Consider the following 26081-nt stretch of genomic DNA (forward strand, 5'->3'; position numbering starts at 1 on the left):
AGTTAGCCCCGCAATTGTGGGGCTTTTTTTTTGGCTCGGATTTTGCATTTCTATTTGTATAGTTATTAACGTCAAACAGTGCTGAGTGTATGAACACCGACCAATTGAAAAATCAAAGCTTTTTTGACCTAGGAAACCTTGATTCGATCCGTAAAGAGGCGCTGAAAGGTGCTGGCGATCAAGGTGCCTCAGATCAGGCATTGAAGAAGGCGGCACAACAGTTTGAGTCTATCTTTACGCAAATGTTGTTACAAAGCATGCGTAAAGCGAATGAGGCGCTAGAGGATAAAGACAGTCCATTTAACTCTAGTGGTGTCAAATTTTTTGAAGAAATGCATGATCAGCAACTTTCGATGCACTTATCTGAGCAAGGCAGCTTAGGACTGGCAGATCTGATTGTGCAGCAGTTGTCTCCTAACTCTGAAAAGTATAAGCCTGCCTCAGTAATGAGAGCTGACGGCGATATTTCCTTTAAAAAGCAGGCTACAGCGAGTGAGAGTGTGAATAAACCCGAACCGCAGGTTGTCAATGTAAAGGCAGATGCCTCAAGCGATGAACAAACAGGCTTTGGTTCTCCTGAGGAATTCGTCGACAGAATTTGGGAATACGCTCAAACAGCGGCGAAAAAGTTGGGCTTGAACCCTGCGGTAATGGTTGCACAAGCTGCACTGGAAACCGGTTGGGGTAAACACATCATCAGCAAAAAGGATGGTAGTAGCAGTTTTAATCTATTCAATATTAAAGCGGATAGCCGCTGGAGTGGTGAAAGCGCCAGAAAATCGACACTTGAATTTGAGCAAGGGTTACCGGTGCAAAAGCAAGCCGATTTCCGTGCTTATAAGTCGCTTGAACAAAGCTTTGATGATTATGTCAGTTTCCTAAAAGGTAATCCGAGATACGAGCAAGCCTTAAATAAGGCTGGTGATAGTCACGCCTATTTAAGTGAACTTCAAAATGCAGGCTATGCGACCGATCCGAATTATGCCAACAAAATTAAGTCAGTTTTAAAGCGTATTGATGTATCCGATTTCTTATCCGGTGCGCTAACAAAGGGAGTCAGATGAGATGTCATTTGATCTATTAAATATTGGTGCAGCAGGGGTTAGGGCTAACTCCGAGTTACTACAAACCACCAGTAAAAACATTGCTAACCTAAATACCAAAGGGTATATCCGTGAACGGACTGAGCACGGAACGATGATAGGTGGCATGGTTGGTCGTGGTGAAACGGTGCGTTTGATCAACCAATTTGCGCAGCAGCAATTAAATCGTGATATTTCTAATCAATCTTACTATGAGCAGTTTGTCACTGAGGCAAGCCGCGTTGATACGTTGTTTGCACAAGACTCAAACAGTCTGAGCAAGAGCATCAACTCGATGTTTAATAATTTACAAAGCGCGATTAACTTACCTTCATCGACAACTAACCGCTCTTTATTTATGACGGGCGCTCAAGGCCTAGTCGATCAAATGGATAGATTGTCAGGTATTGTTGTTGATCAAAACAGTATCGTGAACGAGCAATTGGATATTTTCTCGGAAGAAGCCAATAACCTTGTTCAAAAAATCAGTGAATTGAATAAACAAGTGGCGAGTAAGTCGGCGCTCAATCTTAACAATGTCGATCACAGCGTGCTTAATGAGCGAGATCAAGCAATTAAAGAGCTTGCTGAGCTCGTAGATATAGAAACACTCGACGGTGAAAATGGCGAGAAGCTCGTATTTTTAGGCACTGGGGATGCGCTTGTGATGCAAGGTGGTGCCTTCAATTTATTCGCGATGAAAGGCAATCCAGATCCTAATCATAAAGAACTAATCCTAGACATTAAAGATAAAAATGTTGTGCAACTCGAGTTAGATAGCGGCAGCTTGAAAGGCAAAATCGGCGGGTTACTGGCATTTAGAGATGAAGTGTTGATCCCGGCACAAAACCAACTAGGTCAAATTGGCCTCGCATTGGCAGATGCTTTTAATCAGCAAAATAGATTGGGAATGGACTTAGATGGCAATATAGGTGGAGATATATTTAAAATACCCACCGTGGGTGGCTTTGCTTACAGCGAAAATACAGGCACTGCAGCGCTTACGGCAACACTTGAGCCTGGGCGCGGCAATGAGTTGCCAGCTACCGATTTTCAAGTTACTTATACCAGTGCAACAACCGTTGAAATAACAGCTGTAGATGCCAAGGGCAATCCTATCGGTACGCCGACGACTGGTAATATTGCAGGTGGAGTCATCACAGGAACGGGCGATTATTTTGGCTTACAGATGAACGTAACTGGTAGTGGTGCAACAGGCGATAGATTTCTTGTGAAATTAAACCAACAGGCTGCAACTGGGTTGGAGCTTGCAACTCAAAGACCAGAAGCTCTCGCATTAGCGTCGCCAATTCGTACTGAAAAATCAGCAGACAATAATGGTACGGCGACCATTTCAGCTGGGGTTGTCACTGATACCGATCCAGCAACCAGTGCGTTTACTGCGGGAACGCCGCCAACGTTGAATGATGGTCCTTATACTTTGACTAAAACAGCCAATGCTAACGAATATACGTTAACCAGTAATTCAGGTACAACGCATACCTTTACGGCTCCTGCCGATGGTAAAGATATTCTCTCTGGAGTGGGAGTTGCACCTGCACCTTTTGATAATCTTGGCTTCACTTTCGATATCGAGGGTACACCGAATACCGGTGATAGTTTTGAGATTAGTTTTAACACCGGTGGTTTTGATGACAATCGTAATGGCGCGGCGCTCGATGGTCTGAAATCGTCGGATTTAGTTAGGCAAAATGTAGAGTCTACAGGTAGTACCGAAAGCCATAAAACCTTTAATGAAGCATATGCCGATATTGTCACTGGTGTAGGGGTTATTACCAATCAAGCGAAAACCAATGGCGCGGCATTTGAAGCGCTGGCTAATCAGTCGAGTGCATGGTTTGAGTCTCTATCGGGTGTAAACCTAGATGAAGAGGCGGCCAACTTGTTACGTTTTCAACAGTCTTACTCGGCTTCGGCTCAAGTCATTTCGGCAGCGAGAACTGTGTTCGATACCTTATTAAGTGCAGCGAGGTAATTATGCGTTTATCTCAAAATCAAATTTTTAATTCTAATCTTAATTCTATTTTGCGTAATCAGCAGGACGTGAATAAAGCAACACAGCAGCTGAACACGCAAAAGCGGGTACTGAGTGCTTCTGATGATGCTTCAGCGACTGCTAGAGCCATGCTTTTTGACGACCGGATCCAAGCAAACGATCAGTTTACCAAGAACCTGACTATGTTGTCTTCGAGATTAGATACTCAAGAATCAGTGCTTGAAAATATTAAAACGGCCATTGATAGCGCTTATGCGAAGTCAATACAGGCAGGTAACGGTGGGTTATCTGACGTTGACCGTGAAGCGATTGCTGATGAGCTAGAGTCCATCCAAGATACTATTTTGGATTTAATGAACTCAAAAAGTGAGGATGGTAAGTTTATATTTTCCGGCTACCAAGATAATACTCAAACCTACAGCTTTGATTCTGCCACTGGAAAGTACGTATATAACGGTGACCAAGGACAGCATAAAATAAAAGTTTCTGAAGGGGTTGAAATACGCTCAAGTGATAACGGTTTTGATGTATTTGAAAGTGCAGAGAAGCGACTGAATATTACGTCAAATACAGGTGTGGTTTCTGGTGGAATTACATCTGCATCGGTTTATGTAGATGAGCAAGCTGTGTTTGATAAGTTTCATAAAGCAAATTACAACGCCGATCCTAGTGCGCCTGCAGGTGCAAACACCTTTGACTTAGTGGTGACAGCGGGTACGCCAAATACTTACCAGCTTGAGCAGGGGGGAACGGTTATTTCAACAGGTAGCTTTGAAGGTAATTCGGTCAAAGTAGCAGGTATGGAATTTAAATATGAGGGTGCCGGTTCTGGTCAAATCAGTTTTGATTTAGAAAAGCCCCAGAAGGAAAACATTCTAAATACATTAGAATCTATGATTACGTCATTAAGAGACCCCAGTATTACGGGCGATGATTACAAACAGGTACTTGCAGATGGGATCTCTGGACTAGACAATGCCAAAATCAAGATATCGCAAGGACAAGCGGGGCTTGGTGGTAGGTTAAATGCTGCTAAGCTTGTATCTGATGCAAATTCAGACTTGGACGTAGATAATAAGGCAAATAAAGCGGCTTTAATAGAAGTCGATTTTTATTCTGCGATTTCAGAACTCACCAAGCATGAAACTGCGCTGCAGGCCTCTCAGGCAACATTTGGCCGCCTAACTAACCTTTCTCTATTAGACTATATTCGTTAAAAGACGGCCTTTACGGGCCGTTTACTCTCACACCGCTCTAAACTCAACTTTTCCTCGTAACAAGCTGAATAATAATACAGTTTTATATAATTACCTGACCGTAACCTAGGTGCGTCAAAACTTTGCCATATTTGTTTGAGCAATAATAAAAGCATATAGAAATCATGACGATAATTTTTTTTTAAAAAAAATACTAAAGGAAATTTTTTGCCGACCGATAACTTAATTAACCAAGCCGGAGAGTGAAAAACATTCAAAGGTTGGAAAAGAATCTAAGTTTGAGAGTGAAAGACTCGATTTAAAGTGGGAGAACCATCATGGCACTTTATGTAAATACTAACGTAAGTTCATTGAACGCACAAAGACAATTAATGCAATCTGGTAATTCACTAGATACATCATTCAAACGTCTATCATCAGGTTTTCGTATCAACAGCGCTGCTGATGATGCTGCAGGCCTACAGATTTCTGACCGTTTGAGTTCACAAATCAATGGTCTAAACCAAGGTAACCGAAACGCGAACGACGGCATTTCACTAGCGCAAACAGCCGAAGGTGCGATGGATGAAGTAACGTCAATGTTCCAGCGTATTCGTACACTGGCACAACAAGCATCAAACGGCTCAAATACAGACGAAGATCGTTTGGCGATTCAAGAAGAGATTCGTTCACTATCTGAGGAAGTAAACCGAGTCGCTGCTGACACGACCTTTGGTGGTCAAAACTTACTGGATGGCAGTTACTCAGCAAACTTTCAGGTAGGTGCTGATGCGGTACAAACTATCGGTTTCAGTATGCAGAATGTTGCTGGTACAGCAAATGATATGCAGGCAAACGGCGGTTTTACACTGTCAGGTATCGCGGGTATCGCAAGTGGAGTAACAGGTGTAGCACTAAGTGCAACAACAGGAACTATTAGTACAAACATTGGTACTGAAGCTGATGCAAAAGTATTCTCAGATGTATTCACAGCTGGCGGCATCTCAGTATCTTCGCAAGCGAATGCTCAGGCTGTACTAGCTGGTATGGATAACTTGATTGCGGTAGTTGATAAGAAACGTGCAGAGTTAGGTGCGGTTCAAAACCGATTCCAATCAACGATTCGTAACCAAGCAAATATCTCTGAGAACTTGTCGGCTGCGAAATCACGTATCAAAGATACTGACTTCGCTCAGGAAACTGCAAGCTTAACCAAGATGCAAATCCTTCAACAGGCTAGCCAAACAATCCTAAGTCAGGCTAACCAACGTCCTCAGGCTGCTTTAAGTCTTCTAGGATAACAGTTGGAAGGTAAAGGTGCCTAAGCCGAATGGGGTATTTGCTTAGGCACCGAATTGGATGATAAAGCGGAGGTGCTTAAATCCAATAGCGTTCATTAAAACAATGAACACGTTAATTAAAGCATTAAGTATGCCAACTTTATGCTAGAAAAATGACACTCACTCTCAAATTTATCTAAAGAGGCCAACTGGCCTCTTTTTATTTCCCTACACTTTGAGCTGAAGCCTCTCCACCCATCAAAAAAGCCGCGGCTAGATGCCGAAATGCTAGTTAGTCGTTCCTCGATAAACAAAGTATTTAATACCTATTTTTAAGTTCCCTGTGTTATTTAATCATAGCTTTGGATTTTTGGCCTGCTATTTGCTTGCTACTAGTTACAGTAAATTCTGGCGTCAAAGTGGCAATTGGTTGCCTTAGTTGGTTGAATACCCGATGCATAAGTGCCGCTTTGTCATTTAACTATCTATCAATTAGATATTGATTTGACAAAAAGAGAGTGAATTATGGCTTTATATGTAAATACAAATGTTAGTGCTATTAATGCACAGAGACAGCTAACTAACTCGGGCAATGAACTAGATACATCTTTCAAACGTTTGTCATCTGGTATGCGTATTAATAGTGCTGCTGACGATGCGGCCGGGTTACAAATCTCCGATCGATTACAATCTCAAATTTTAGGTTTAACCCAAGGGAACCGAAACGCCAATGACGGAATTTCATTGGCTCAGACCGCTGAAGGGGCAATGGATGAAATCACTTCTATGTTCCAACGTATCCGTACCCTATCTCAACAGGCAGCGAATGGTTCTAACACTGATGAAGATCGCTTAGCCATTCAAGAAGAAATTAGACAGTTAGCCTCTGAGGTTAATAGGGTAGCGTCTGATACCACTTTTGGTGGACAGAACTTACTTGACGGTTCTTATGCTGCTAATTTCCAAGTTGGTGGTGATGCGGTTCAAACTATTGGGTTTAGCATGCAATATGTAGGTGCGACAGCAAATAGTTTGGCTGACAATGGTGGCTTTACACTTTCTGGGATTGCAGGGGTAGCTAGTGGTGTTTCTGGCGCTGCATTAAGTGCAACAACTGCTACGATTAGTACAAATATTGGTACTGAGGCTGATGCCAAAGTGTTCTCAAATGTTTTCACAGCAGGAGGGATCTCGGTTTCTTCACAGGCCAATGCACAAGCTGTTATGGCAGGTATGGATGCGCTGATTGCGGTAGTTGATAAAAAGCGTGCAGAGTTGGGTGCTGTACAAAACCGATTCCAGTCAACAATACGGAACCAAGCTAATATTTCTGAAAACTTGTCGGCAGCAAAATCGCGAATTAAAGATGCTGACTTTGCACTAGAAACAGCCAAATTAACTAAGAATCAGATATTACAGCAAGCAAGTCAGACGATTCTCGGCCAGGCAAATCAGCGTCCACAAGCGGCACTGAGCCTACTTCAGGGCTAGAAATGAATAAAAAATAAAAAAATTACAAATAAAGCTCAAGCTTTCGCTTTAGCAGCCGATAGCAGAATTAGAGAACTATAAATTTAGGACTCTTATTCATCGTTGGTAGCAGGGTAGGGGTATCCCGCTCCAGCGAGTTATGTTGATAAAGCGGAGGCTATTATGGCTTTATATGTAAATACCAATGTGAGTTCATTGAACGCACAGCGGCAACTAAATAAATCCTCAGGTGCGTTAGATACATCCTTTCAACGCTTGTCGTCAGGTTTGCGCATTAACAGCGCAAAAGATGATGCTGCAGGTATGCAAATCACAAACCGTCTAAATGGTCAGATCAATGGTCTGAATCAGGGCATGAGAAACGCCAACGACGGTATTTCATTAGCGCAAACAGCCGAAGGTGCACTGGATGAAACCACTCAGATGTTCCAGCGTATTAGAACGCTTGCTCAGCAGGCTTCGAACGGTTCGAATACGGATGAAGATAGGCTTGCACTACAAGAGGAAATTCGTTCATTAGCTGAAGAAGTAAACCGCGTCGCTGCGGATACGACATTCGGTGGTCAAAACTTGCTTGATGGCAGTTATGATGCGAACTTCCAAGTCGGTGCCGATGCAGTTCAAACTATCGGCTTTAGTATGCAAAACGTAGCAGGTACTGCAAACGATTTACAAGCGGATGGCGGCTTCACACTGTCTGGTATCGCAGGCATTGCAAGTGGTGTAACTGGTGTGGCACTCAGTGCGACTACAGGTACAATTAGTACCACGATTGGTACCGAAGCAGATGCGAAAGTCTTCTCAAATGTATTCACGGCGGCTGGTATTTCTGTATCTTCGCAAGCGAATGCCCAGGCTGTATTAGCTGGTATGGATAACTTGATTGCGGTAGTTGATAAGAAACGCGCAGAGCTGGGTGCGGTTCAAAACCGATTCCAGTCAACTATTCGTAACCAATCGAATGTTGCTGAAAACTTAACGGCTGCACGTTCTCGGATCCAAGATACAGACTTCGCACAAGAGACTGCAAACTTGACTAAGATGCAGATTTTGCAACAAGCAAGTAGTTCTATCTTGAGCCAAGCGAATCAAAGACCGCAAGTAGCTTTATCGCTACTAGGTTAATTGATTAGTATTGTAGCGTCAGGTTTGTGAATAATTCTCAAACTTGGCGTATACTTTACGGTAAAAGGTTTGGAGGTGTGTTGTGAAAGAAGTTCAAGCGTCTACACCAAATGGATTCGTCAATCATACAAAACCAGAAGAATTAATTAGGACGGCATCTTCTGCTGAGACGACTCGTGCGGTTGAGTCTACTAGCAAAACAGAATCTAGTACGAAGCAAAGCGAGGAACAAGGTGCTGTAAAGCCTGACATTTTGGAAGAAATTAAAAACAACTTAGAAAAGCTGAATCAGTTTATTCCTGTTACAGCAACTAATTTGTCTTTCGAGTTTGACGAACGTGGAGATCCTCCCGTTGTAAAGGTGATCGATACGAACAATGATGAAGTAATACGGGAAATTCCTTCCGAGGAGTTTCGTGAAATGGCTAAAGCTCTCGAAGAGTTTGCCGATAAGGTGTCAAGTAGAGGATTGCTGTTTGATAAAACAGCTTAATATTGGGTTGGAGGTTGTATGCCATTAATTACATCTGCGGGTATAGGCTCGGGGCTTGACTTAGAAAGCATCATTAAAGCGACAATTGATGCTGAAAATGTTCCTAAGTTACAAGCGTTTGCCAAAAAAGAAGACTCTTTAAAAGTGGAGTTATCTGCGGTTGGTGAGTTAAAGTCAGCAATCTCTAAACTCAAAGATACGATGGCGAAGCTTGCAGATCCTGACAACTTTGGTAAGCGAGTAGCAAACATTACCCAACCTAGTGGCGGAGATATAATCAGCGTTACTCCAACATCAGATATATCCGTAGGAAACTTTAAAGTTGCCGTCAAACAATTGGCAGAGGGTAGCCGAATCATTTCAGCAGACGACGCATTTGCATCGACTGATGCGGTCGTTAGTGCATCCGGAGGTACACTTTCGTTCGGAGCTGGGCCAGATAAGTCATTTGATTTAGATGTGACAGCGGGAATGACACTTGCTGAACTCAGAGACGCAATAAACTCTTCTGAGTCTAATTTCGGGATAACCGCGAATATCGTGAATACGGGTAATGTTGGTTCCAAGCTTGTACTTACTTCCAATGTCACCGGCGACAATAACGACTTAACAATAACTTCGGATACTGCAGAGCTTGATGCAATCAGCACAACTGCATCTGGTGGTGGTGCTGGTGGAATGACAACAGTTCAAGCTGCGCAAAACGCAATTATTACTGTTGATGGCCTTGAAGTGACAAGTGATAGCAACACATTCAAGGATGCGGTGCAAGACATGACGATTAGAGCCCTTGAAGTTAGTGAAGGTAACGATACTGATGGTTATGCGACAGCTAAATTAAATATTGATTACGATCGTGAATCTATTAGCAAAATGATTGACGAGTTTATTGCAAATTATAATAATTTGATTGGCACTATTGGTCTTCACACTCGAGTTGGTAGACCGTTAAACGGTGACTCCTCAATGAGGACATTGAGCGACCAGATGATATCGACTCTATCGTCAGAGCTTACAGACGCAGGTCCATTTGGTTCCATTTTTGATATTGGCCTAGGCGTTAAAAAAGATGGATATCTTGAAAAATCTTCACTGGTAAGAAGTCTTAATGAAGCTATGGACGATAACTACGATGATATTGGCAAGGCTTTTGCAGGTGATAACGGTGTAGCTAAACAACTTGAAGAGTTGCTAGGTAATTACGTCGATTCTAAAGGCATATTGAAGCAACGTGAGACGAGCTTAAATAGCCAGTTAGATGATTTAGAAGATGACGTCCTGAATCATGAATATCGAATGAAATCGATGGAAGAAGGGTTACGTCAAAAATATGCTGGTCTAGACGTGTTGATTGCTCAAATGCAACAAACACAGTCCTATTTAGGTGCTCAATTAGCAAATTTACCTGGCTTCACTAAATCTAAGTAAACTAAGAGGCATGTGATATGTATAACGCCCGAGTCAAAAATTACCAAAGAGAAGCATTGAAAACGAGAGTTGCAGGTGCAGACCGTTATGAAATAATTCAAATGTTGATGGCTGGTGCCGTTGAAAAAATGGTACTTGCAAAGGTATCTATTGAAAAGCGTCACCTCGAAGCCAAAGCAGAACATATTTCTAAGGCTTCAGCCATCATTGAAGCACTTCGTGGAAGCTTAGACTTTGAAGTTGGTGGCGAAGTAACAGAAAATCTGTATGCCCTCTATTCATACATGTTAGACAGGTTGTTAGATGCTAGCATGCAAAATGACCCCGCTATAGTTGATGAAGTATCGAATTTGCTGAAGGAAATCAAGTCTGCTTGGGACGCGATTCCAATTGATGTACGTAAGCAGACACTGGATGCTAACGGCGCGGATGCTAATGTCGGCTGAGTTAGCTCACATAGAAGCAACCCTCAATAAGCTGGATGCTGCTTGTCAGGCAGGTGAGTTGGAAGAGGCTCAATGTCTTTTCATTCAGATAGACAAACAGCTCCGGACAACATTAACAGCTGATGTGTTAGCTGATTCAGAACAAGCTCAACAATCGGCTTTAGTCATATTCAATCATATCCAATCAATAATGAGCCAGTTGCAGCAGGAAAAAAGCGCTGTTGCAAAAGAACTATCACAAGTTATTGGCAATAAAAAAAAGATCAAAGCGTATAAAAATATTTAATACGACACCGGCAAATGTATGAACAAAGACCCCTTATCACAACAATTAGAGTCTCTGAGTGAGCAACTTTCGGATACCGCTGCTCATCAGGCTAAAGAAGCCAAGTTTGCTGAAGAAGCTAACGAACGTTTTAATCTAAATTTAAAAAGTTTCGAAAAATATTTCCCCAGTATTGCACAGACCATCAAGGAGTATCATGTTCGTGAAGACTTTTGTCTGCACGTGACTGCATCAGGGCATGGTAACTTTATTCCAAAGGGCTGCACAGCGCCAATTTATTCTCAGTCACCGATAGAACAAACCCAAACTCAAGTTGAGAAGCAGCTCAGTAAACCTGTACTAAGTCTTACTGATTATACCGGATACGGTCAAAATCAAGAAGATGATCGCCTGCATGTCCGTTATATGACCGAACTGACTAATTTGATGGTTGATATTCGAAACCAAGGCGAAGAAAAACTAACTAATTTACCTGAACATTTCCCAACAGCAATTATTTTTGGTATTGGTTTGGGGTATCACATCCCATTATTGTTTGAACGGACTCAGTTTGATTATACTTTCCTAATAGAGCCCGACTTTGAGCAGTTTTTTGCGAGCCTATTTTGTACCGACTGGTACCAGATTATTTCAGATATTGACGAGCAGGGTGGATGCTTATTTTTTCACTTGGGAGTTGACCACAGTACGTTTATCCGAGACATTGAAAAAATAGCGGAAGATGTTGGTGCATTTGCTCTTGTTAGAAGCTTTTGTTATCAGCACACACCAGATGCACGATTGAATGTGCTTATTCAACAATGGGCGAAGGATTATTTCCGCTTTCAGTTTGGACACGGGTTTTACAATGACGCCGTGACAGGATTAGCTCACAGCATTCACCATGTTAGAAACAAAGCGGCATGGCTTACCAAAGCAAGCACAAGCTTAAATAAAGACACACCTGTTTTCATTATAGGCAATGGTCCTTCGTTAGATGAAGCTGAAGATTTTATTAAGCGCAATCACAAAAAAGCAATTGTAATTGCTGCAGGCACATCGATCGCCACTTTGTACAGAAAGGGGATCCCAGTTGATTTCCACGTTTTAGTAGAAAGGCCATATTCAAATTACAAAATCTTTGGTGATATTGTTCCACCAGAGGTTTATCAAAATACCAATCTAATCGGGTTAAGCACCTTATACCCAGATACAAATAAAAGATACAAATGGGCTGGCATCGCTGCGAAAGGCTCTGAGGCTGGTACTTCGATGATGGACATTATCGCATTGCGCTATATGTCACAGACTTTGCCAAAAATCCCGTATAGTAATCCAGTTGTTGCGAATACCGCTTTATCATTTGCCTTGTATTTAGGGTTTAGAAATGTGTACCTATTTGGCGTTGATAATGGAAAAGACCCAAGAGGTGCTCATCACAGTAAAGACAGTATTTACAGGCCTAATAATGGCGATGATGAATCTTTAGGCCACGCTCACTTGGAGATACAGGGCCACACTTTAGAAGGTAACCTCGGTGGTACCGTTGTATCAAACGATCTATTTATGATCGCTCATGCCCAACTAGAAAAGCTGCTTAATTATTATGATGTCAATACATGTTTAAATATCGGGAGCGGCGCTAAAATTGAAAAGGCACTACCAGTAAAAGCAGATGACTTACTCGATATTGAAGAAGATTATGATATTACTGAAACTGTAGAGTTAATTAAGTCTGATTGCTTTGATGTATTTAATCTTGATGATGTAAGTGACGAATTTATTGCACTAGATAGCCTTAATGAACTTGTTTTGCATATTTGTGAGATAGCGTCAGAACCCGTGAAGTCTAGGCAAGAAGCAGCGGATCAGCTAAGACGTCAATCACGCTATTTGTTTTCATATCGAGACTCTATTCTGGGACACCTATTTCACTTGGTAAAAGGGTCGCTACTGTATTATCACTGTCCGATGATAACCTTACTTTATACATACGAAGATGAAACTTTTTGTTTAGCACAATATGAAAGGTTGAATCAGCTTTGGATGAGTTATATCGAGGAAATTTATACTCATTTTTGTGATCATTACACTGAAAAATGTGATCTAGGAAAGGAGTGGCAGTAGTGCACTACGAAGAAAGTGAGCAATTTTACAGTGACCTTTATGACGAGTTGTTTCCAATCTTAAGGTCTATCACAGGGCCTGGGCTCAGACAAAGTTACGACATTTTTGGACGATATATGCCATTGGAGAGACTATCTATTCCAACTGGTACTGCTTTATTTGACTGGCAGGCCCCTCAGGAGTGGCACTGTGATGAGGCTTACTTGGTGGGCCCTGACGGCGAACGTATTGCTGACATAAAACGGTTTAACCTTGAAGTTGTTAATTATTCTGAGCCAGTAGATAAGATCTTAACGCTAGAAGAACTCCAGCCTCACCTGTATAGCTTACCTGAATTACCAGAAGCTGTTCCCTATGTTACTAGTTATTATAAAAAGCGGTGGGGCTTTTGCCTGAGCCAGACACGTAGAGACGAACTAAAGGCTGGTCAGTATCGAGCTGTAATTAAAAGCAAATTTGTGGACGGTCATTTAGATATCGAGCACACGCTGCTTGCAGGGCAATCTAAACAGGAAGTGCTACTTAGCTCTTATCTATGTCACCCCTCTATGGCGAACAATGAGCTTAGTGGTCCTCTGGTGTTGCTTGGGCTTTATCATCGAATAAAGCAATGGCCAACGCGCCGCTACTCATATCGTTTTGCGCTTCACCCCGAGACCATTGGAAGTTTGGGGATGTTACATGTAATGCAAAATCATTTCCGCCAAAACTTAGTTTCAGGGCTTGTACTGAATTGCTTGGGCGGAAGTCCACGGGAGCTAGTGTTTAAGCACAGTCGAAATGATAATGGGTTATTAGATAAGCTGCTTTATCATCTTAGCGAAGAAGGATATGGCCATAGCAATATTCCGTTCACACCACTGAGTGGCTCTGATGAGCGTCAGTATAATGCCCCTGGGTTCCAGTTTCCAGTTTGTTGCGTCAGCCGCAGTTTCCACACAGGTTACAAAGAATACCATACATCATTAGATAACAAAGAATATATGGGGATCAAGCCGTTATTAGATAGCATAGACAAACTGGAAAAGATCTTCCTAGCCTTTGAGCAAAGTGCGCGGTTTGAAAACACGCATCCTTATGGTGAGCCCAATTTGGGTAGTCGTGATTTATACCCAACTCTCAGTTTTTTTAGTGAAGAGCGAACCCGCCAGCTGGATGAACTAAATCATATCAAGATGTTACTTTGCTACAGCGACGGGGAACATGACACGATAGATATTGCACGTAAGTACAGTCAACCGGTTACGGAGTTTGCAAGTGCAATCAGTAAACTTGAGGGGCATGCGCTGCTAAAAATGTTATCTCCTAATAGGGAGGAGTCATGATGGCAAATAGTCAAGCGGTAGTCGTTGGGGGAGGTATATGTGGTCTGGTCGCAGCTTTACTGTTAAAACGACGCTTTACCAATGTGGTACTGATTGAACAGGCAGAAACCGTTGGTGGTTTGTTTTGTTCCGTGAAAGATAGCTCTGGTGCTGCTTACGATATGGGTTCGCATATACCTAATGCTACAGGAATAGAAGAGCTTGATAAGATTTTGTTTTCGGATGCTGATAGTGGCAGTTGGAATAAAATATCTAGACTACGCTCAGGAAACTTCTTCGGCGGTAGTTGGGATTTGAACAGTCCATTTCCAGATGCGACTAAGTTACCAAAAGAGACTTACTTAAGTGGCTGCGGTGAACTGATCAATTGTACAGAACTACCGGATACTGACCTGATTTACGATTATTGTGTAGACTCCTTAGGCATTGTTTTTACTGAAAGTATTGTGCTGCCTATTTTAGAAAAGCTCTATGGTAAGGATGCGCCACTGAAGGAGTTAACAATGGCCGCGGGGTTGTTTGGATTTACACGCATTCTTGCATTACCTGCAGATGTGACTGCGAACCTCAAGCAGTTACCAGCATTTGATGCTAAGCTTGGATACCAGCGTGAATCTGACTTTCAAAAACGTAAGGTGCAAGATAACCTCGGTGAGGTAACCTATTACTATCCAACCAAGGGGGAGGGGATTGGTTACTGGGTAACGCAACTGCAACAGCAGGTTGAACAAGCAGGAGTAGAAATCATTACTTCAGAGCGAGTTACGCAAATAGTGCATCGCAACAGTAAGGTTACCAACTTGGTGTTAGCTAATACTGAGCGAGTGTTAAAGTGTGACTTTTTATTCTGGAGTGCTCCACCTTTCATTGCCTTGAGAGCAATGGGGCTGACGCCTTCCAGAGGCCAAATTACCTTGCGAACTGCGCTGATTTTTCACCTAAATTTTGACCGTCCTTTACTAGATAGAAATTCCCATTATCTTTGGGTTTGGGATCCAGACTGCGCTATTTTTCGTTTGACGTTATATCCAAACTTAATTGGCCGAAGCACACATCATCACATATCTGCGGAGATTTTGTGCAGTCCTGATGAAGTAAGTTCCTTTACAGAAGCTGAGATTATCAAGCAACTCAAGGAGATGGGGATTGTTGACCCAGAAGCGAAGCTTGTAAGCGGTCATACTCAAGTGATCAATAACACTTTTCCAGTTCCAACAACAGAGTTTCAGGCCGTTAATCAGCAGAACTACGAGACATTGATAAACTGCGTCGACAACGTCGTTGTTTCGGGTCGTTTCAGTGGAAAATGCTGGCGTCAGGCTGAGGTATTGATTGAGGCTTATGAGTCAATTATGCGGGCAGCCGACGCGAGTTAAGCGTCGGCCGGTGTTAGCCAAGCCTGATATGAAAATATGGTTCGATATTGCCACCGAAACTCAATTTGAACCAGCCCCTCTGCGGACTGTTAATCCCCTCTAAATCCAATCGCGAGATACCTTTTTGCGCTAGTAGCGGGAAGGCTTGCCACAAAACAGCCGTCCCAGTATGGCTATCGCGCATGTCTGGGTGGTTTGCGCCGTAAAAATAGTAAGCAGTATCTTGATGAATTAAATAGGTCGCAAAACTACCGATTTTTTGGTCCTGAGTTTGTGCTTGATACATACATAGCAGCCCCTGTTCAGCTAAGCTTTTTATTCTTAGTGCTAGTGACGACAATTGCCTACCATCGACCTCAATTCCCTGACGCGCCATGGTCAACCCATAATATTGAGCGAACAAATCAAAGTCTTGTGACGGCTGGAGTGTTACTCCTTTTTTAATGCCATAGCGTATCTCCTGACGCCTTGATACTGAGCTATTGCTGTAGTTATCAGACTGTTCAAGTTCTACTTCTGTGGTGTTAAATTCATCGAGTTCAAGTATAGAAGTATAGCGCGGCACAGCAGCAAACATAGGGCCGTCATTATGATAATTGATCCACAAAAAGGCACGAATATCTTTAATGGCCGGGTGCAATTTGAGCTGCACCTGAGTGTAGTGCTCTGTGAGGTACTCGGCAATATATTCTTGCGCTGCGAACAACTCGGAGTGGCCCTGAGCACGATTAAGGTGACTGATATTGCGATGCGCTATGCCGTCATGGATAACATCATGGTGGCCGATGACCTGAGTTTCGCTTTCATCTACGATCAGTAGCACAGCGGCTATTTTTTCCTTGCCTTTACAGCAATAATAGGCGTGATACTTCACACCCAGCAGCGCAATAAACTGGCTATGAATAAACGGACTACCATGGGGAGATGTGGCGATAAAGCTGTCCCAGTGATGGTCCAGCTCACAACGCTCAAGAGTAAACTTATTCTTCATGAGTTGGCTTTTTCAGTACCATACTCCAAGCAGCATGTACTCCATCGCTGCCGTACTCGCTAGACTGAGCGTGACTGAGTGACACAATTTCAAATCGCGATACTAGCTGGTGGATGAGGTCTGCGTTAAAGAAATTGACGTTTCCAACACCTGCAAATGGTCCCCAAGTGTAGCCTGTTTTAGTATATTCATCGACCGACTCAGGCGCTTTAGCATAATCAGAGTGCTCAGTGCTAAACCAGTCAGTGATCAGTAATACACCGCCAGGCTTAAGCTTATCGTAAGCCTCATCTAGGTAGCGCTGAATGCTACTGGCTGGATTGTGTACGGATGCGCCCCGGTCGACGATTAAGTCGAACTGTGTTTGAAAGGGCCAGGGTTGTGTAAAGTCACCCACATACAGATTATTTGAAATGTTAGTGAATCTTTGTTTCAGCTCACCAATAATGAAATCGCTGCCATCAATAGCATAAACGTTGGGACAATAACTTAGAAAAAAGGGAAAGTTTGCGCCAGCACCACATCCGACTTCCAAAATAGTAAAGTCTGGATTGCCCTCGCGTAGCTTAGTGTTGCGCAGAGCTCCGCTCACAATTTCGCTCCATGGCCAAACGGACATGTGCTGATTACTGCGGTAAAGTTGATCCCAGTTTTGACAAAATGACATAAAAAGCTCCTTTAATTGTTTACTACAACCTAGCAATTTTCATTCCAGTATTTTCTGGTGTTATAAATTGATCAGAGCTATGGTCTGAATTTGGCATCTTGAATTTATACGTAAAGTACGCGCTAAAGAGATTGTAACTTTCCTCAAGCTTGCCTCTAATGATAGCATGAGCAAGTGATATAGTTGATAATGTTTGTAAAAATGTGGAAGAATCAAACATGTTTCTCCATAAGGTATAGAGTAAGGAATGATTGACATGCTCTGGAAAGGCGTTTGTCAATCAAGCGAGTTGAATTGATTATAATTTATGTGAGGAGTTCTCTTTTTGGTTGGTTGAATTTCAATCAATTCAGCTAGTAGCTATATTTTCAGGAAACTGCGTTTTTGGTAGTTTCCGTAACTCGTTGGAGATATTTATGTCTGATTTTCATTTAAAGCTAATCAAAGAAATTAATCGGCAATCTAGACAAAAACCTGATAATGCGTGTGTCAACAGGTTTAGACCTCATGTCAGCTCGAGGGTAAAACTCATACACTATTTCCAAGTTATAATGAACAATTTACAGCGAACTTTCTCAAAGTTAACCAAAAGTTATCTTTCTAGGTATGAGCCGACACTACTTTTGCTGGATCAGAACAATTACTTTGTAAATAGTATTTATTGTTTTGAAAAAGCTTATGAAAAGCTAGGGGATGAAGCTAGTAAAGAAAAATATCTCAGTTATATTTCCTTCAATTATATCAGAAGGTACGGTGCTCGATTACCTTTCGATATAGAAAGCTTTGATGCTTATGAGCGGGAATTATCGAGCATAGTTGACACAGATGGATATCAATTGATCTCAGTAAATGAAAATGAGGTATATCTACCTTTTGATCCTATCGGGTTTACTATCAATTTTAAACTTCAGCAGTATGCTTACCAGAACAGAGTAGTCATTGAAAATGGGGATGTGGTCTTGGACTGTGGTGCTGCTAATGGAGACACTGCGCTTTATTTTACCGCTTATGGTGCTAGTAAAGTGTATTCATTCGAATTTCTAAAAGAAAATATCATAAAATTCAACAATACAATGTTGCGAAATAAAGCTTTTAGCAATCTTATTGAGTTAGTTGAGCGCGCCTTATGGGATGAAAGTAACATACGATTAAGCTTTTCAGAAAATGGTAATGCAACCTCAGTCCAGAAATGTTCAAGTAACGAAGGTGATACGGTTCAAACAATCACTATTGATGAATTCACTGCCCAAAAAGGAACTCATGTTGATTTTATTAAAATGGATATTGAAGGGGCTGAACTTAATGCACTTAGAGGTGCGAAAGAAACAATCTTGAAATATAAACCCAAGCTAGCTATTTGTGTCTATCATAAAGATGATGATTTAGTCAGTATACCTGATTTTATTGATAGCCTTAATTGTGATTATGAGATGTATTTTGATTATTATACAGATACTGGTGCAGAAGCGGTACTTTACGCAAGAGCAGTGGATAAATGAGGAAAAAATATATAGTGTTCGCCCCTAGCTATGATGAAAACGTGGGCGGTTCGATTTCCATGCATAGGCTTTGTCACCTTTTAAATACTCAAGGTGAAGAGGCGTATTTATGGCATGATGGAAAGTCAAAATTGATTAAAAATAAAGACTTTATTACACCTGATATATGCACTAAACAGCTTGATGATTTTATCGTTGTATATATGGATGTTGTGAGTGGAAATCCGCTTGATTGTCCTCATGTGGTTAGATGGTTTCTTAATAAACCTGGTTTTTTCACCGGAAACATAAACTATGGTGAGCAGGAACTCTATTTTTTCTTCCAAGAAGTATTCAAACATGAGCAATACATAGCAAAAGAAAAGCTATATGTTGCCTATTTTCTCACTGATTTATTCAAGAATGAACAACGAGGTAGCAGAGAAGGAAGCTGTTATATGATGCGTAAAGGTGCAGGTAGAAAAATCCAGCATAATATCGATAATTCAATTATGTTAGACGGTAAGTCCCACCAAGAAATTGCAGAAATTTTCAATCAAAAAAAGTATTTTTATTGTTATGACTTACACTCAGCTTACACATATTTTTCCGCATTGTGTGGGTGCATTCCAATTGTTGTTCCACAAGACGGATTGAGTGAACGTGATTGGCAGCCAGAAGAGAGATTGAGGTATGGAGTGGCTTATGGAGACTCGGTAGAGCAATTATTTTATGCTAAAAAAACAAGAGCTCATTTAATAAAGCTTATCGATGACTTAGCAGTTGAGTCAGAAAGTTACGTTGAACAATTTATTGAAACCTCTCAAACTTTTTTTGCTGAAAATGGTAAATCTAAAGCTCAGCTTGATAATGAAAAGTTAGGCTACTTTGAGGCTTTAAAAAACAGTCAAAACCAAGTAGTTTTTTTTGGCGCTTCAGAGGCTCTCAGGAGTATGTACGCAGTGCTAAACATGAAGAATGTGCACTGTGACTTTATATGTGACAATTCTGTGGATAAGCACGGAAAACAATTTCTCGGAAAGTGTATTAGCGATCCAAATGTCATCCTTAATCGAGACGGTCACTTTGATGTCTTAATTACAACGTCCTATCATAAAGAAATCAGAGTACAGCTTCAGCAATATCAAAGTGTAAACAATATTTATAGCCTTTTTTAATAAAGGCTATAAATATATTGAACTAAAAAATAACCTTATCAAAAAGTCTACTCTCGGGTATATTATACTTAGTAAGCTGATTTTTTATCTGCTGGTAGCTTTGTGAAGCTGCTATGATAATCGGTAGGGCTGATGATGCAGCTTTTTCTGGTGTATACACAGGGTAACCCATAAACTTTTCAGAGTTCTTATATTCTTGATCAATAATGAAAAACTCAATGTTTGCTTTGTTGAAAAACAGTGATCTTTCAACTAAAAACTTTGCTTGCCAACCGGTTCCCCAGAGAATTATTTTCTGATTCTTTTCAGGATCTGCCAGGTAGTTATCGAAGCCATATAGTGCTAGCTTGCTTTTTACTCTATAAAGTTGATCGTTATCGATAGTTGCAAGCCTAGCAATAAGCAAATCATCGAAAAATACGTTGTTATGTCCGCGAGTCCGAAGACCTCCAAATATCATTGTAGCAGCGAAAACAACTTGATCTGTCAAACATTCACTGTTGAAATCACAGCTAATTTGAAAACAGCTGAGCTCAAATATATTTCCTTTAGTTACCTTATCGAGGTAGCTTTGTATTTCCTCATGTGAACTATTATCATTCCTTAAAATATACTTGATAGTAATATTCTCTGGTTTCTTCTTTGCATACTTAGCTAAATTCTGTAAGGTCTCGTTGAGCTTACTTTTCCCTCGTATTTTCTCAAATGTATGATCCGTCCCGGCATCAATACTAGTCACAATTCGAACATTTGGGTTGTCGAGACATTGAAATAAAGTGTCTGAATATTTTATCGAGTTCGTTAGAACTCGTTGGATAGCTGTGGGGGCTTGAGCCAATAATGTGGGTAGTAGGGTATCAAACTCTCTACCAAGGCTGGGCTCACCTCCCCCCCAGATAATCGTCTCGCAGTTATATAGATACGCCCTTCCTGCAGTTGAGTCTAGAAGTTGCATTAAATCATAAGTTGGCTTCTTGCCACCATAATATTTCTCACTGCAGTAGCTACATTTGAGATTGCAAACTGAGTGGTGCTCCAATGAAAGGTATTTTATGTAGTCCATATTACTTTTATCCCATTGCTTAAACTCGAGATAAGGACAGCCATCGCACGCTGTGGACTCCCCACTGTTCAGTTCAGTCTTTAAGGCTTTTTTTGCTTTTTGAATATCCTCAATCGACACATTTGCTTGAATATTGTCGATTAATACTACATCTCCACGGATCTCATTGTTAATAAAGAATCTTTTACAGCATGCTCTAACTTGGTCAGGCGCTAAAAAGAGAGAGTGTTCTAAGTCTTTACAGCTCCACGTTTTAACGCTGAGGTTATTAACCTCGTCTAGCAACATTTGTTGCTGAGATGTTGAATCTAAAGTATTAAACGACAGGAGAGTTTTAGTTATTTGGTGATATTGTGTTTGATTAAACTCAAAACCAGTTGGCAGTCGCCGCGTCAATTCGTCGCGTAAAGTAAGCAAAATTTCTTTCATTTTTTGGCGCTCCACTTTTGCTAACAGCTTTGTATTCCTTATTCTTGTTGCAACTAGAGCTATAAGTCCATTATGAAATGCATCTTGAAACTTTAAATTTTGTCCTTCAGCTTCCAGTAATTTCCACATTTCATCAAATGCTCTGAAAAAACCATAGACATGTTTGGTTGAAATTGAGTTCACTATTGAGTTATCTCGAGAGTTTTTTATGTACACTCTTTCATCCAGAAACGTCAGGTCTCGACATTTCCAATAGAGTTTAAATAAGAAGTCGACATCCTCGTGGTAACCAGCTGAAAACAGAATATTGTTCTTCTTAATCAGATCTTTTTGTACTGCACTAAAAATAACCGAGCCATCCATCTTAAGTGCCAAGTAGTCAGAAAGCATGTCAGTTTTTTCTTTAACTAGAGAAGATCTGTCTTTTTTAAGTTTGATTTGATCGGATTTACTGTCTGACCAGCAAAAAGAAATGATATCTGCGCCGTGTGGACTGGAATTAAACAGTAGTAATTGTCCTAATCCGTCTAAACAAAGTGTGTCATCTGAATCAACAAACAATAACCAGTCACCAATTGCATTATCAATAGCAAAATTTCTGGCAGTTCCGGGCCCTCTGTTTTGTTCGAGACCATGTAGTTGGACTGGCAAAGTGAGAGGCATCAATTTTTCTTGAATAATTTCTTTGGTCTTATCTTGAGAGCCATCATCAACGATAATCCATTCAATCTGTGGAAATTGTTTCAGTACGTTTATTACATGCTCGGTAAACTTCTCAACATGCATTTCAGCATTATAGATTGGGGTAATTATGGAGTACTTGATAGACATATGCTTGCTCTCCTAGCGGCTTCGATAGATATTCGAAAGCTGCAAAAATTGTTTGCTCATAATGGCAAGTTTTTCAGTCTGCCTAACAGCAAAAGTATCATACTTTTCGGTAGTTTTAACCACAAGCGAGCCAGCCCCAATGAAGTTATACTCTGCTATTTCAATATTATTTCCAATATTTGCGCCGACTCCGATTACAGTGTTATCTCCGATAACCACATCTCCAGCGATTGTGACACCAGAGTTTATCCAAACATTATTGCCAATTCGGCAGCCATGACCAATATTTACTCCAGTGGAAATAAAAGTATTTTCACCAACCACTGTACCTGCATGTATAGAGGTGTTGTCCAATATTGCACTACCCGCACCAATTGAAACGTTATGTTGTGTGATTTGAGGGTTTAGGATCAGTTTAGCGGGCAGGTAGCCTTTGTGCTTTAATTCATTGAATTTTCGTTGCCGAACTTCATTCATATCTTGAAAACCAATCGCTACTACAAAGTGGGATTGTTCGGGAATAGTGTTTTTTTCAATTGCTTCAAGTGAATGAACAGGAAGGTCCAAGAATGTATCTGTGGTACGGTAATTATCATCTACAGCGAATCCAACAACTTGATAAAACTCTTTAAAATAGGCGAAAAGTGTGAGTGCCATATTCCCACATCCAACGATGAATAAAGGTTTCATCTAAAACCTCCTTTGCTAATAAACTCGGTATAACGATGTACAATTGTGTATTTCTCAATACTTTAAGGAATGAAGTCACAAATCTTTTCTATTTGTGTATTTTTCTGACCGTAATATAAAGGTAAGCATAATATTCTTTGAGATACACTTTCGGCGTTGGGCATTGATACTTCGGTTTGTTTCTTAACCACAATAGGCATTCTATTTAGAGAAGGATAAAAATACCTTCTGGGGTAAATATTGGCGTTATTCATTCTATTCAAAGTCAGCTCAAGTTTGGAAACCTGATCAAATAAAATCGGCATGTAGGAGGGTGAAACTTTTTCACTATTGGTGTAGGTTTGAAATGACACATTAGATTGTAGCTGTGAGTTGTAAAAGTCTTTTTGCCTAGCTCTATCTTCCTCAATTAATGGTAGGTCATCGAGTATGGCTAAGCCCATGGCTGCGTGAAACTCACTTAGCTTTCCATTTATGCCGGGTTTAGATGCTAGTTCTCCATCAAGACCAAAGTTAATCATCTGCTTTGCAGTTTCTAGCTCTCTGTCATTTTTAAAAACAAGCGCGCCTCCTTCAACTGTATGGAATAGCTTTGTCGCGTGTAAGCTAAAGCAACTGATATCGCCATAGGTTAGAATACTTTTGCCTTTATCGTCCAGCGTAGTGAGGGCGTGAGCTGCATCGTAAATAAGACTGAACTTATATTTCTCTTGTAGTTTCTGTAAATGCTCCACTTCACATGAGTTACCAAATGTATGTACAGGCACAACGCAGTCTATTTTCTTACCTGAAGAAAGTTGTTCTTCGAGTAAATATGGATCCATATTCCATGTTTTAGAGTCTATATCGCAAAAGTCGACGTGGGCTCCTTGCCACTCCAAAGCTGAATAGGTAGCTTGAAAAGTAAATGGCGTAGAAATAACGTTCTTTTGCTGTAAGTTCTTTATTCTAAATGCAATTTGAAGGGCCATAGTACCGCTTGAGACCAGCAATAAGTTTTTTACGCCGAGGTATGCTTCAAGTCTTGCAGTGAGTTCTTTGACTAAAGGACCGTTATTAGTAAGCCATTTCCGTTCATAGATCCCCTCTATGTACTTGATGTACTTTTTCATAGAGGGTAAATAAGGTGAGGTTACATGTATCATTTCAGATCACTCAGTACTTTTGATAAGTACTCTCCGTAGGTAGTATTCTCATATTTAACACTAGCACTCTCAAGCATGGATGCTGGAATCCAACCTTTTTGAAAAGCAATTTCCTCAAGACATGCTATTTTAAATCCTTGCCGTTTTTCAATGGATTGTATGAAGACAGATGCTTCCATCAAACTTTCACTAGTACCCATATCTAACCATGCATAACCTCGACCTAACACTTCTACAGACAATTCATTTCTATCGATATAAACATTTAGTAAGTCCGTGATTTCTAACTCACCACGCGCAGAGGTATTAAGTTGTTTAACATGGTCAATAGCATTTTTATTAAACATGTATAATCCGGTTGCGACTGTGTTCGATTTAGGTTCCGTTGGCTTTTCTTCAATTGAGTCAACTTGGTTGAATTGGTTGTATGATATTACCCCAAAACTACTTGGGTTTTTAACCTCATATGCAAAAGCGGTAGCTTTATCGAAACTTGCTTTTGCATTTTTTAATCGGGGTGTGAGTCCTGGACCGAAAAAGAAGTTGTCTCCTAGTATTAGACAAAAAGCTGAGTCACTTAGAAATGCACTAGCTTGCTTTATTCCGTCAGAAATACCAGCCGCTCTGGACTGATTTATATACTCAATTTTTAAACCTAGATTGGAACCATCGCCTAGTAATCGTTCGAATGCAGGACGATCAATCTCGCGGCATACAATACCAATCTCCCTAATTTCTGCCAGCATTAGCACTGAGATTGGATAAAATATCATCGGCTTATCGAACACTGGCAAGAGATGTTTATTAATACCTAGGGTGACAGGAAACATGCGAGAGCCAGTCCCCCCAGCTAAAACTAATCCTTTCATACTTAATCCCTATCAAGGTGTAAAATGTTACCGTTTAGCTCAGTCTGTTTGACTATTTGATGCCATTTAATAAGAGACTTATACCAATCTAGAGTGATTGTATCTGGGGTATCTTCCAATTCCCCACTTGCCAACTTAGTTAAAATTTCTTCTACACCAAAACTGATATTGTATTTGGGTTGCCACCCAAGGACTCTTTGGATCTTATTAAAGTTGACCTCATAGCTGCGTTGGTCTGGGTCTCCATACCACTTTATACTCACTTTAGTTTTAAAAATATTCTCAGCAACTTTGCAAACGCTATCTGCGAGCTCATAAAGTTGGTAGTTTTGTTCATTACCGCCAACATTGAAGATTTCACCATTAATTAATTCTGTTGGGGTATCTAGCAATAAACACATCAATTCTGAGGTATCTTTCACATGGAGCATGGGACGTTTTTGGGTACCATCTCGCATTAAGGGGAGATAGCCATTCTTAAATACCCCAAGTGCCATACCATTAACAGCTAAATCAAAACGCATTCTAGGGCTAAAGCCGAATAACGTTGCTTGACGTAGTACTGTCACACAAAAAGAAGAATCAGCTAAAGTTAGCACATCCGCTTCAGCCCGTTCATTTGCTATAGCATATGTAGTTAGTGCATTTGTTTTGGATGTTTCATCGACCTGGGCTTCTTGGTATCCGTAGATACTGCAACTTGATGGTAAAATGTATTGCTTGACACCTTGTTGTTTGGCCAGTTTAGCGGTGTTAGCTCTAGCCTTGTGATTTATATCAAAAGTAATATTTTGAAATAATTCACCACTGGGATCATTTGAGAGAGCAACTAGATCTATTACAACATCTATATCGGTGAACACATCAGCAGTAAGTATGCGGCAATCAAGTTTTAGTTTAGACAAACGCTCATGCTGAGGTAGCCGATCGCCAAAATAAAATCGATCTATTGCAGTTACTTTACAACCCTGTTCAAGCAATAGTTGGACTAGTACGCTACCAACATAGCCTGATGCGCCTGTAACTAGTACATTTTTCATATTTTATGCTCGAGTAAGTTTATTGTTTAACATTAGCAAAATTTGTGCC

22 protein-coding genes are annotated in these 26081 nt (G+C 40.8%); 15 read left to right on the forward strand and 7 right to left on the reverse strand.

Annotation, left to right across the window (positions count from 1 at the left end; all coding sequences use genetic code 11):
- The first annotated feature begins 89 nt into the window (after nucleotides 1–89).
- The 13 genes from flgJ (at nucleotide 90) to PNC201_RS05815 (ending at nucleotide 15651) form a co-directional block, all read left to right on the forward strand.
- On the forward strand, nucleotides 90–1064 hold the full coding sequence (gene flgJ, locus PNC201_RS05755) for a flagellar assembly peptidoglycan hydrolase FlgJ (RefSeq protein WP_102056457.1): 975 nt from the start codon (nucleotides 90–92) through the stop codon (nucleotides 1062–1064).
- Between the two features lies 1 nt (nucleotide 1065).
- Nucleotides 1066–3078, forward strand: coding sequence for a flagellar hook-associated protein FlgK (gene flgK / locus PNC201_RS05760; protein WP_102056458.1), 2013 nt, complete (start codon nucleotides 1066–1068; stop codon nucleotides 3076–3078).
- A gap of 2 nt (nucleotides 3079–3080) precedes the next feature.
- The gene (gene flgL / locus PNC201_RS05765; RefSeq protein ID WP_102056459.1) at nucleotides 3081–4316 is read left to right on the forward strand and encodes a flagellar hook-associated protein FlgL; all 1236 of its coding nucleotides are present in this window, start codon (nucleotides 3081–3083) and stop codon (nucleotides 4314–4316) included.
- Between the two features lie 317 nt (nucleotides 4317–4633).
- A complete protein-coding gene (locus PNC201_RS05770; RefSeq protein WP_010369260.1) occupies nucleotides 4634–5596 on the forward strand; it encodes a flagellin N-terminal helical domain-containing protein in 963 nt (320 codons plus the stop codon).
- Between the two features lie 504 nt (nucleotides 5597–6100).
- Entirely contained in the window at nucleotides 6101–7066 is a 966-nt protein-coding gene (locus tag PNC201_RS05775; RefSeq protein ID WP_010369253.1) for a flagellin N-terminal helical domain-containing protein, read from the forward strand.
- A 162-nt stretch (nucleotides 7067–7228) separates the two neighbouring features.
- Nucleotides 7229–8191: a flagellin N-terminal helical domain-containing protein gene (locus PNC201_RS05780; RefSeq protein WP_017218082.1), complete on the forward strand. Its 963-nt coding sequence runs from the start codon at nucleotides 7229–7231 to the stop codon at nucleotides 8189–8191.
- 82 nt (nucleotides 8192–8273) lie between these two features.
- A complete protein-coding gene (locus PNC201_RS05785; RefSeq protein WP_102056460.1) occupies nucleotides 8274–8684 on the forward strand; it encodes a flagellar protein FlaG in 411 nt (136 codons plus the stop codon).
- Between the two features lie 18 nt (nucleotides 8685–8702).
- Nucleotides 8703–10112, forward strand: a complete 1410-nt coding sequence (gene fliD, locus PNC201_RS05790) for a flagellar filament capping protein FliD (RefSeq protein WP_010369248.1) — start codon at nucleotides 8703–8705, stop codon at nucleotides 10110–10112.
- Nucleotides 10113–10129: 17 nt separating this feature from the next.
- The gene (gene fliS / locus PNC201_RS05795; protein WP_010369245.1) at nucleotides 10130–10558 is read left to right on the forward strand and encodes a flagellar export chaperone FliS; all 429 of its coding nucleotides are present in this window, start codon (nucleotides 10130–10132) and stop codon (nucleotides 10556–10558) included.
- Nucleotides 10548–10844, forward strand: a complete 297-nt coding sequence (locus tag PNC201_RS05800; protein WP_010606314.1) for a hypothetical protein — start codon at nucleotides 10548–10550, stop codon at nucleotides 10842–10844. Before fliS ends, PNC201_RS05800 begins: the two co-directional genes overlap by 11 nt.
- An 18-nt stretch (nucleotides 10845–10862) precedes the next feature.
- Nucleotides 10863–12950, forward strand: coding sequence for a motility associated factor glycosyltransferase family protein (locus tag PNC201_RS05805; protein ID WP_102056461.1), 2088 nt, complete (start codon nucleotides 10863–10865; stop codon nucleotides 12948–12950).
- On the forward strand, nucleotides 12941–14275 hold the full coding sequence (locus tag PNC201_RS05810) for a DUF4910 domain-containing protein (RefSeq protein ID WP_233525223.1): 1335 nt from the start codon (nucleotides 12941–12943) through the stop codon (nucleotides 14273–14275). The genes PNC201_RS05805 and PNC201_RS05810 overlap by 10 nt, the downstream gene beginning before the upstream one ends.
- Nucleotides 14272–15651: an NAD(P)-binding protein gene (locus PNC201_RS05815; RefSeq protein ID WP_233525224.1), complete on the forward strand. Its 1380-nt coding sequence runs from the start codon at nucleotides 14272–14274 to the stop codon at nucleotides 15649–15651. The genes PNC201_RS05810 and PNC201_RS05815 overlap by 4 nt, the downstream gene beginning before the upstream one ends.
- A gap of 13 nt (nucleotides 15652–15664) precedes the next feature.
- On the opposite strand, the gene PNC201_RS05820 is transcribed toward PNC201_RS05815, so the two are convergent.
- Nucleotides 15665–16642, reverse strand: coding sequence for a GNAT family N-acetyltransferase (locus PNC201_RS05820; RefSeq protein WP_102056464.1), 978 nt, complete (start codon nucleotides 16640–16642; stop codon nucleotides 15665–15667).
- On the reverse strand, nucleotides 16632–17309 hold the full coding sequence (locus PNC201_RS05825) for a class I SAM-dependent methyltransferase (RefSeq protein ID WP_102056465.1): 678 nt from the start codon (nucleotides 17307–17309) through the stop codon (nucleotides 16632–16634). Before PNC201_RS05825 ends, PNC201_RS05820 begins: the two co-directional genes overlap by 11 nt.
- A 416-nt stretch (nucleotides 17310–17725) precedes the next feature.
- On the opposite strand from PNC201_RS05825, the gene PNC201_RS05835 reads away from it, so the two are divergent.
- Entirely contained in the window at nucleotides 17726–18808 is a 1083-nt protein-coding gene (locus tag PNC201_RS05835) for an FkbM family methyltransferase (protein ID WP_102056467.1), read from the forward strand.
- Nucleotides 18805–19965: a hypothetical protein gene (locus tag PNC201_RS05840; RefSeq protein WP_102056468.1), complete on the forward strand. Its 1161-nt coding sequence runs from the start codon at nucleotides 18805–18807 to the stop codon at nucleotides 19963–19965. Before PNC201_RS05835 ends, PNC201_RS05840 begins: the two co-directional genes overlap by 4 nt.
- A gap of 22 nt (nucleotides 19966–19987) precedes the next feature.
- Here PNC201_RS05840 and PNC201_RS05845 read toward each other — a convergent pair whose 3' ends face one another.
- The 5 genes from PNC201_RS05845 to PNC201_RS05865 all read right to left on the reverse strand — a co-directional run bounded on the left by PNC201_RS05845 (nucleotide 19988) and on the right by PNC201_RS05865 (nucleotide 26032).
- Entirely contained in the window at nucleotides 19988–22288 is a 2301-nt protein-coding gene (locus tag PNC201_RS05845) for a glycosyltransferase (protein ID WP_102056469.1), read from the reverse strand.
- A 12-nt stretch (nucleotides 22289–22300) separates the two neighbouring features.
- Nucleotides 22301–22978 carry an acetyltransferase gene (locus PNC201_RS05850; protein WP_102056470.1) on the reverse strand — a complete coding sequence of 226 codons (678 nt, stop codon included), beginning with the start codon at nucleotides 22976–22978 and terminating at the stop codon, nucleotides 22301–22303.
- Between the two features lie 62 nt (nucleotides 22979–23040).
- The gene (locus tag PNC201_RS05855) at nucleotides 23041–24090 is read right to left on the reverse strand and encodes a DegT/DnrJ/EryC1/StrS family aminotransferase (RefSeq protein WP_158299108.1); all 1050 of its coding nucleotides are present in this window, start codon (nucleotides 24088–24090) and stop codon (nucleotides 23041–23043) included.
- Nucleotides 24091–24119: 29 nt separating this feature from the next.
- Nucleotides 24120–24992, reverse strand: a complete 873-nt coding sequence (rfbA, locus tag PNC201_RS05860) for a glucose-1-phosphate thymidylyltransferase RfbA (protein WP_102056472.1) — start codon at nucleotides 24990–24992, stop codon at nucleotides 24120–24122.
- A gap of 2 nt (nucleotides 24993–24994) precedes the next feature.
- The gene (locus PNC201_RS05865; protein WP_102056473.1) at nucleotides 24995–26032 is read right to left on the reverse strand and encodes an NAD-dependent epimerase/dehydratase family protein; all 1038 of its coding nucleotides are present in this window, start codon (nucleotides 26030–26032) and stop codon (nucleotides 24995–24997) included.
- Nucleotides 26033–26081: the final 49 nt, after the last annotated feature.

Source organism: Pseudoalteromonas sp. NC201, from assembly GCF_002850255.1.
GTDB lineage: Bacteria > Pseudomonadota > Gammaproteobacteria > Enterobacterales > Alteromonadaceae > Pseudoalteromonas.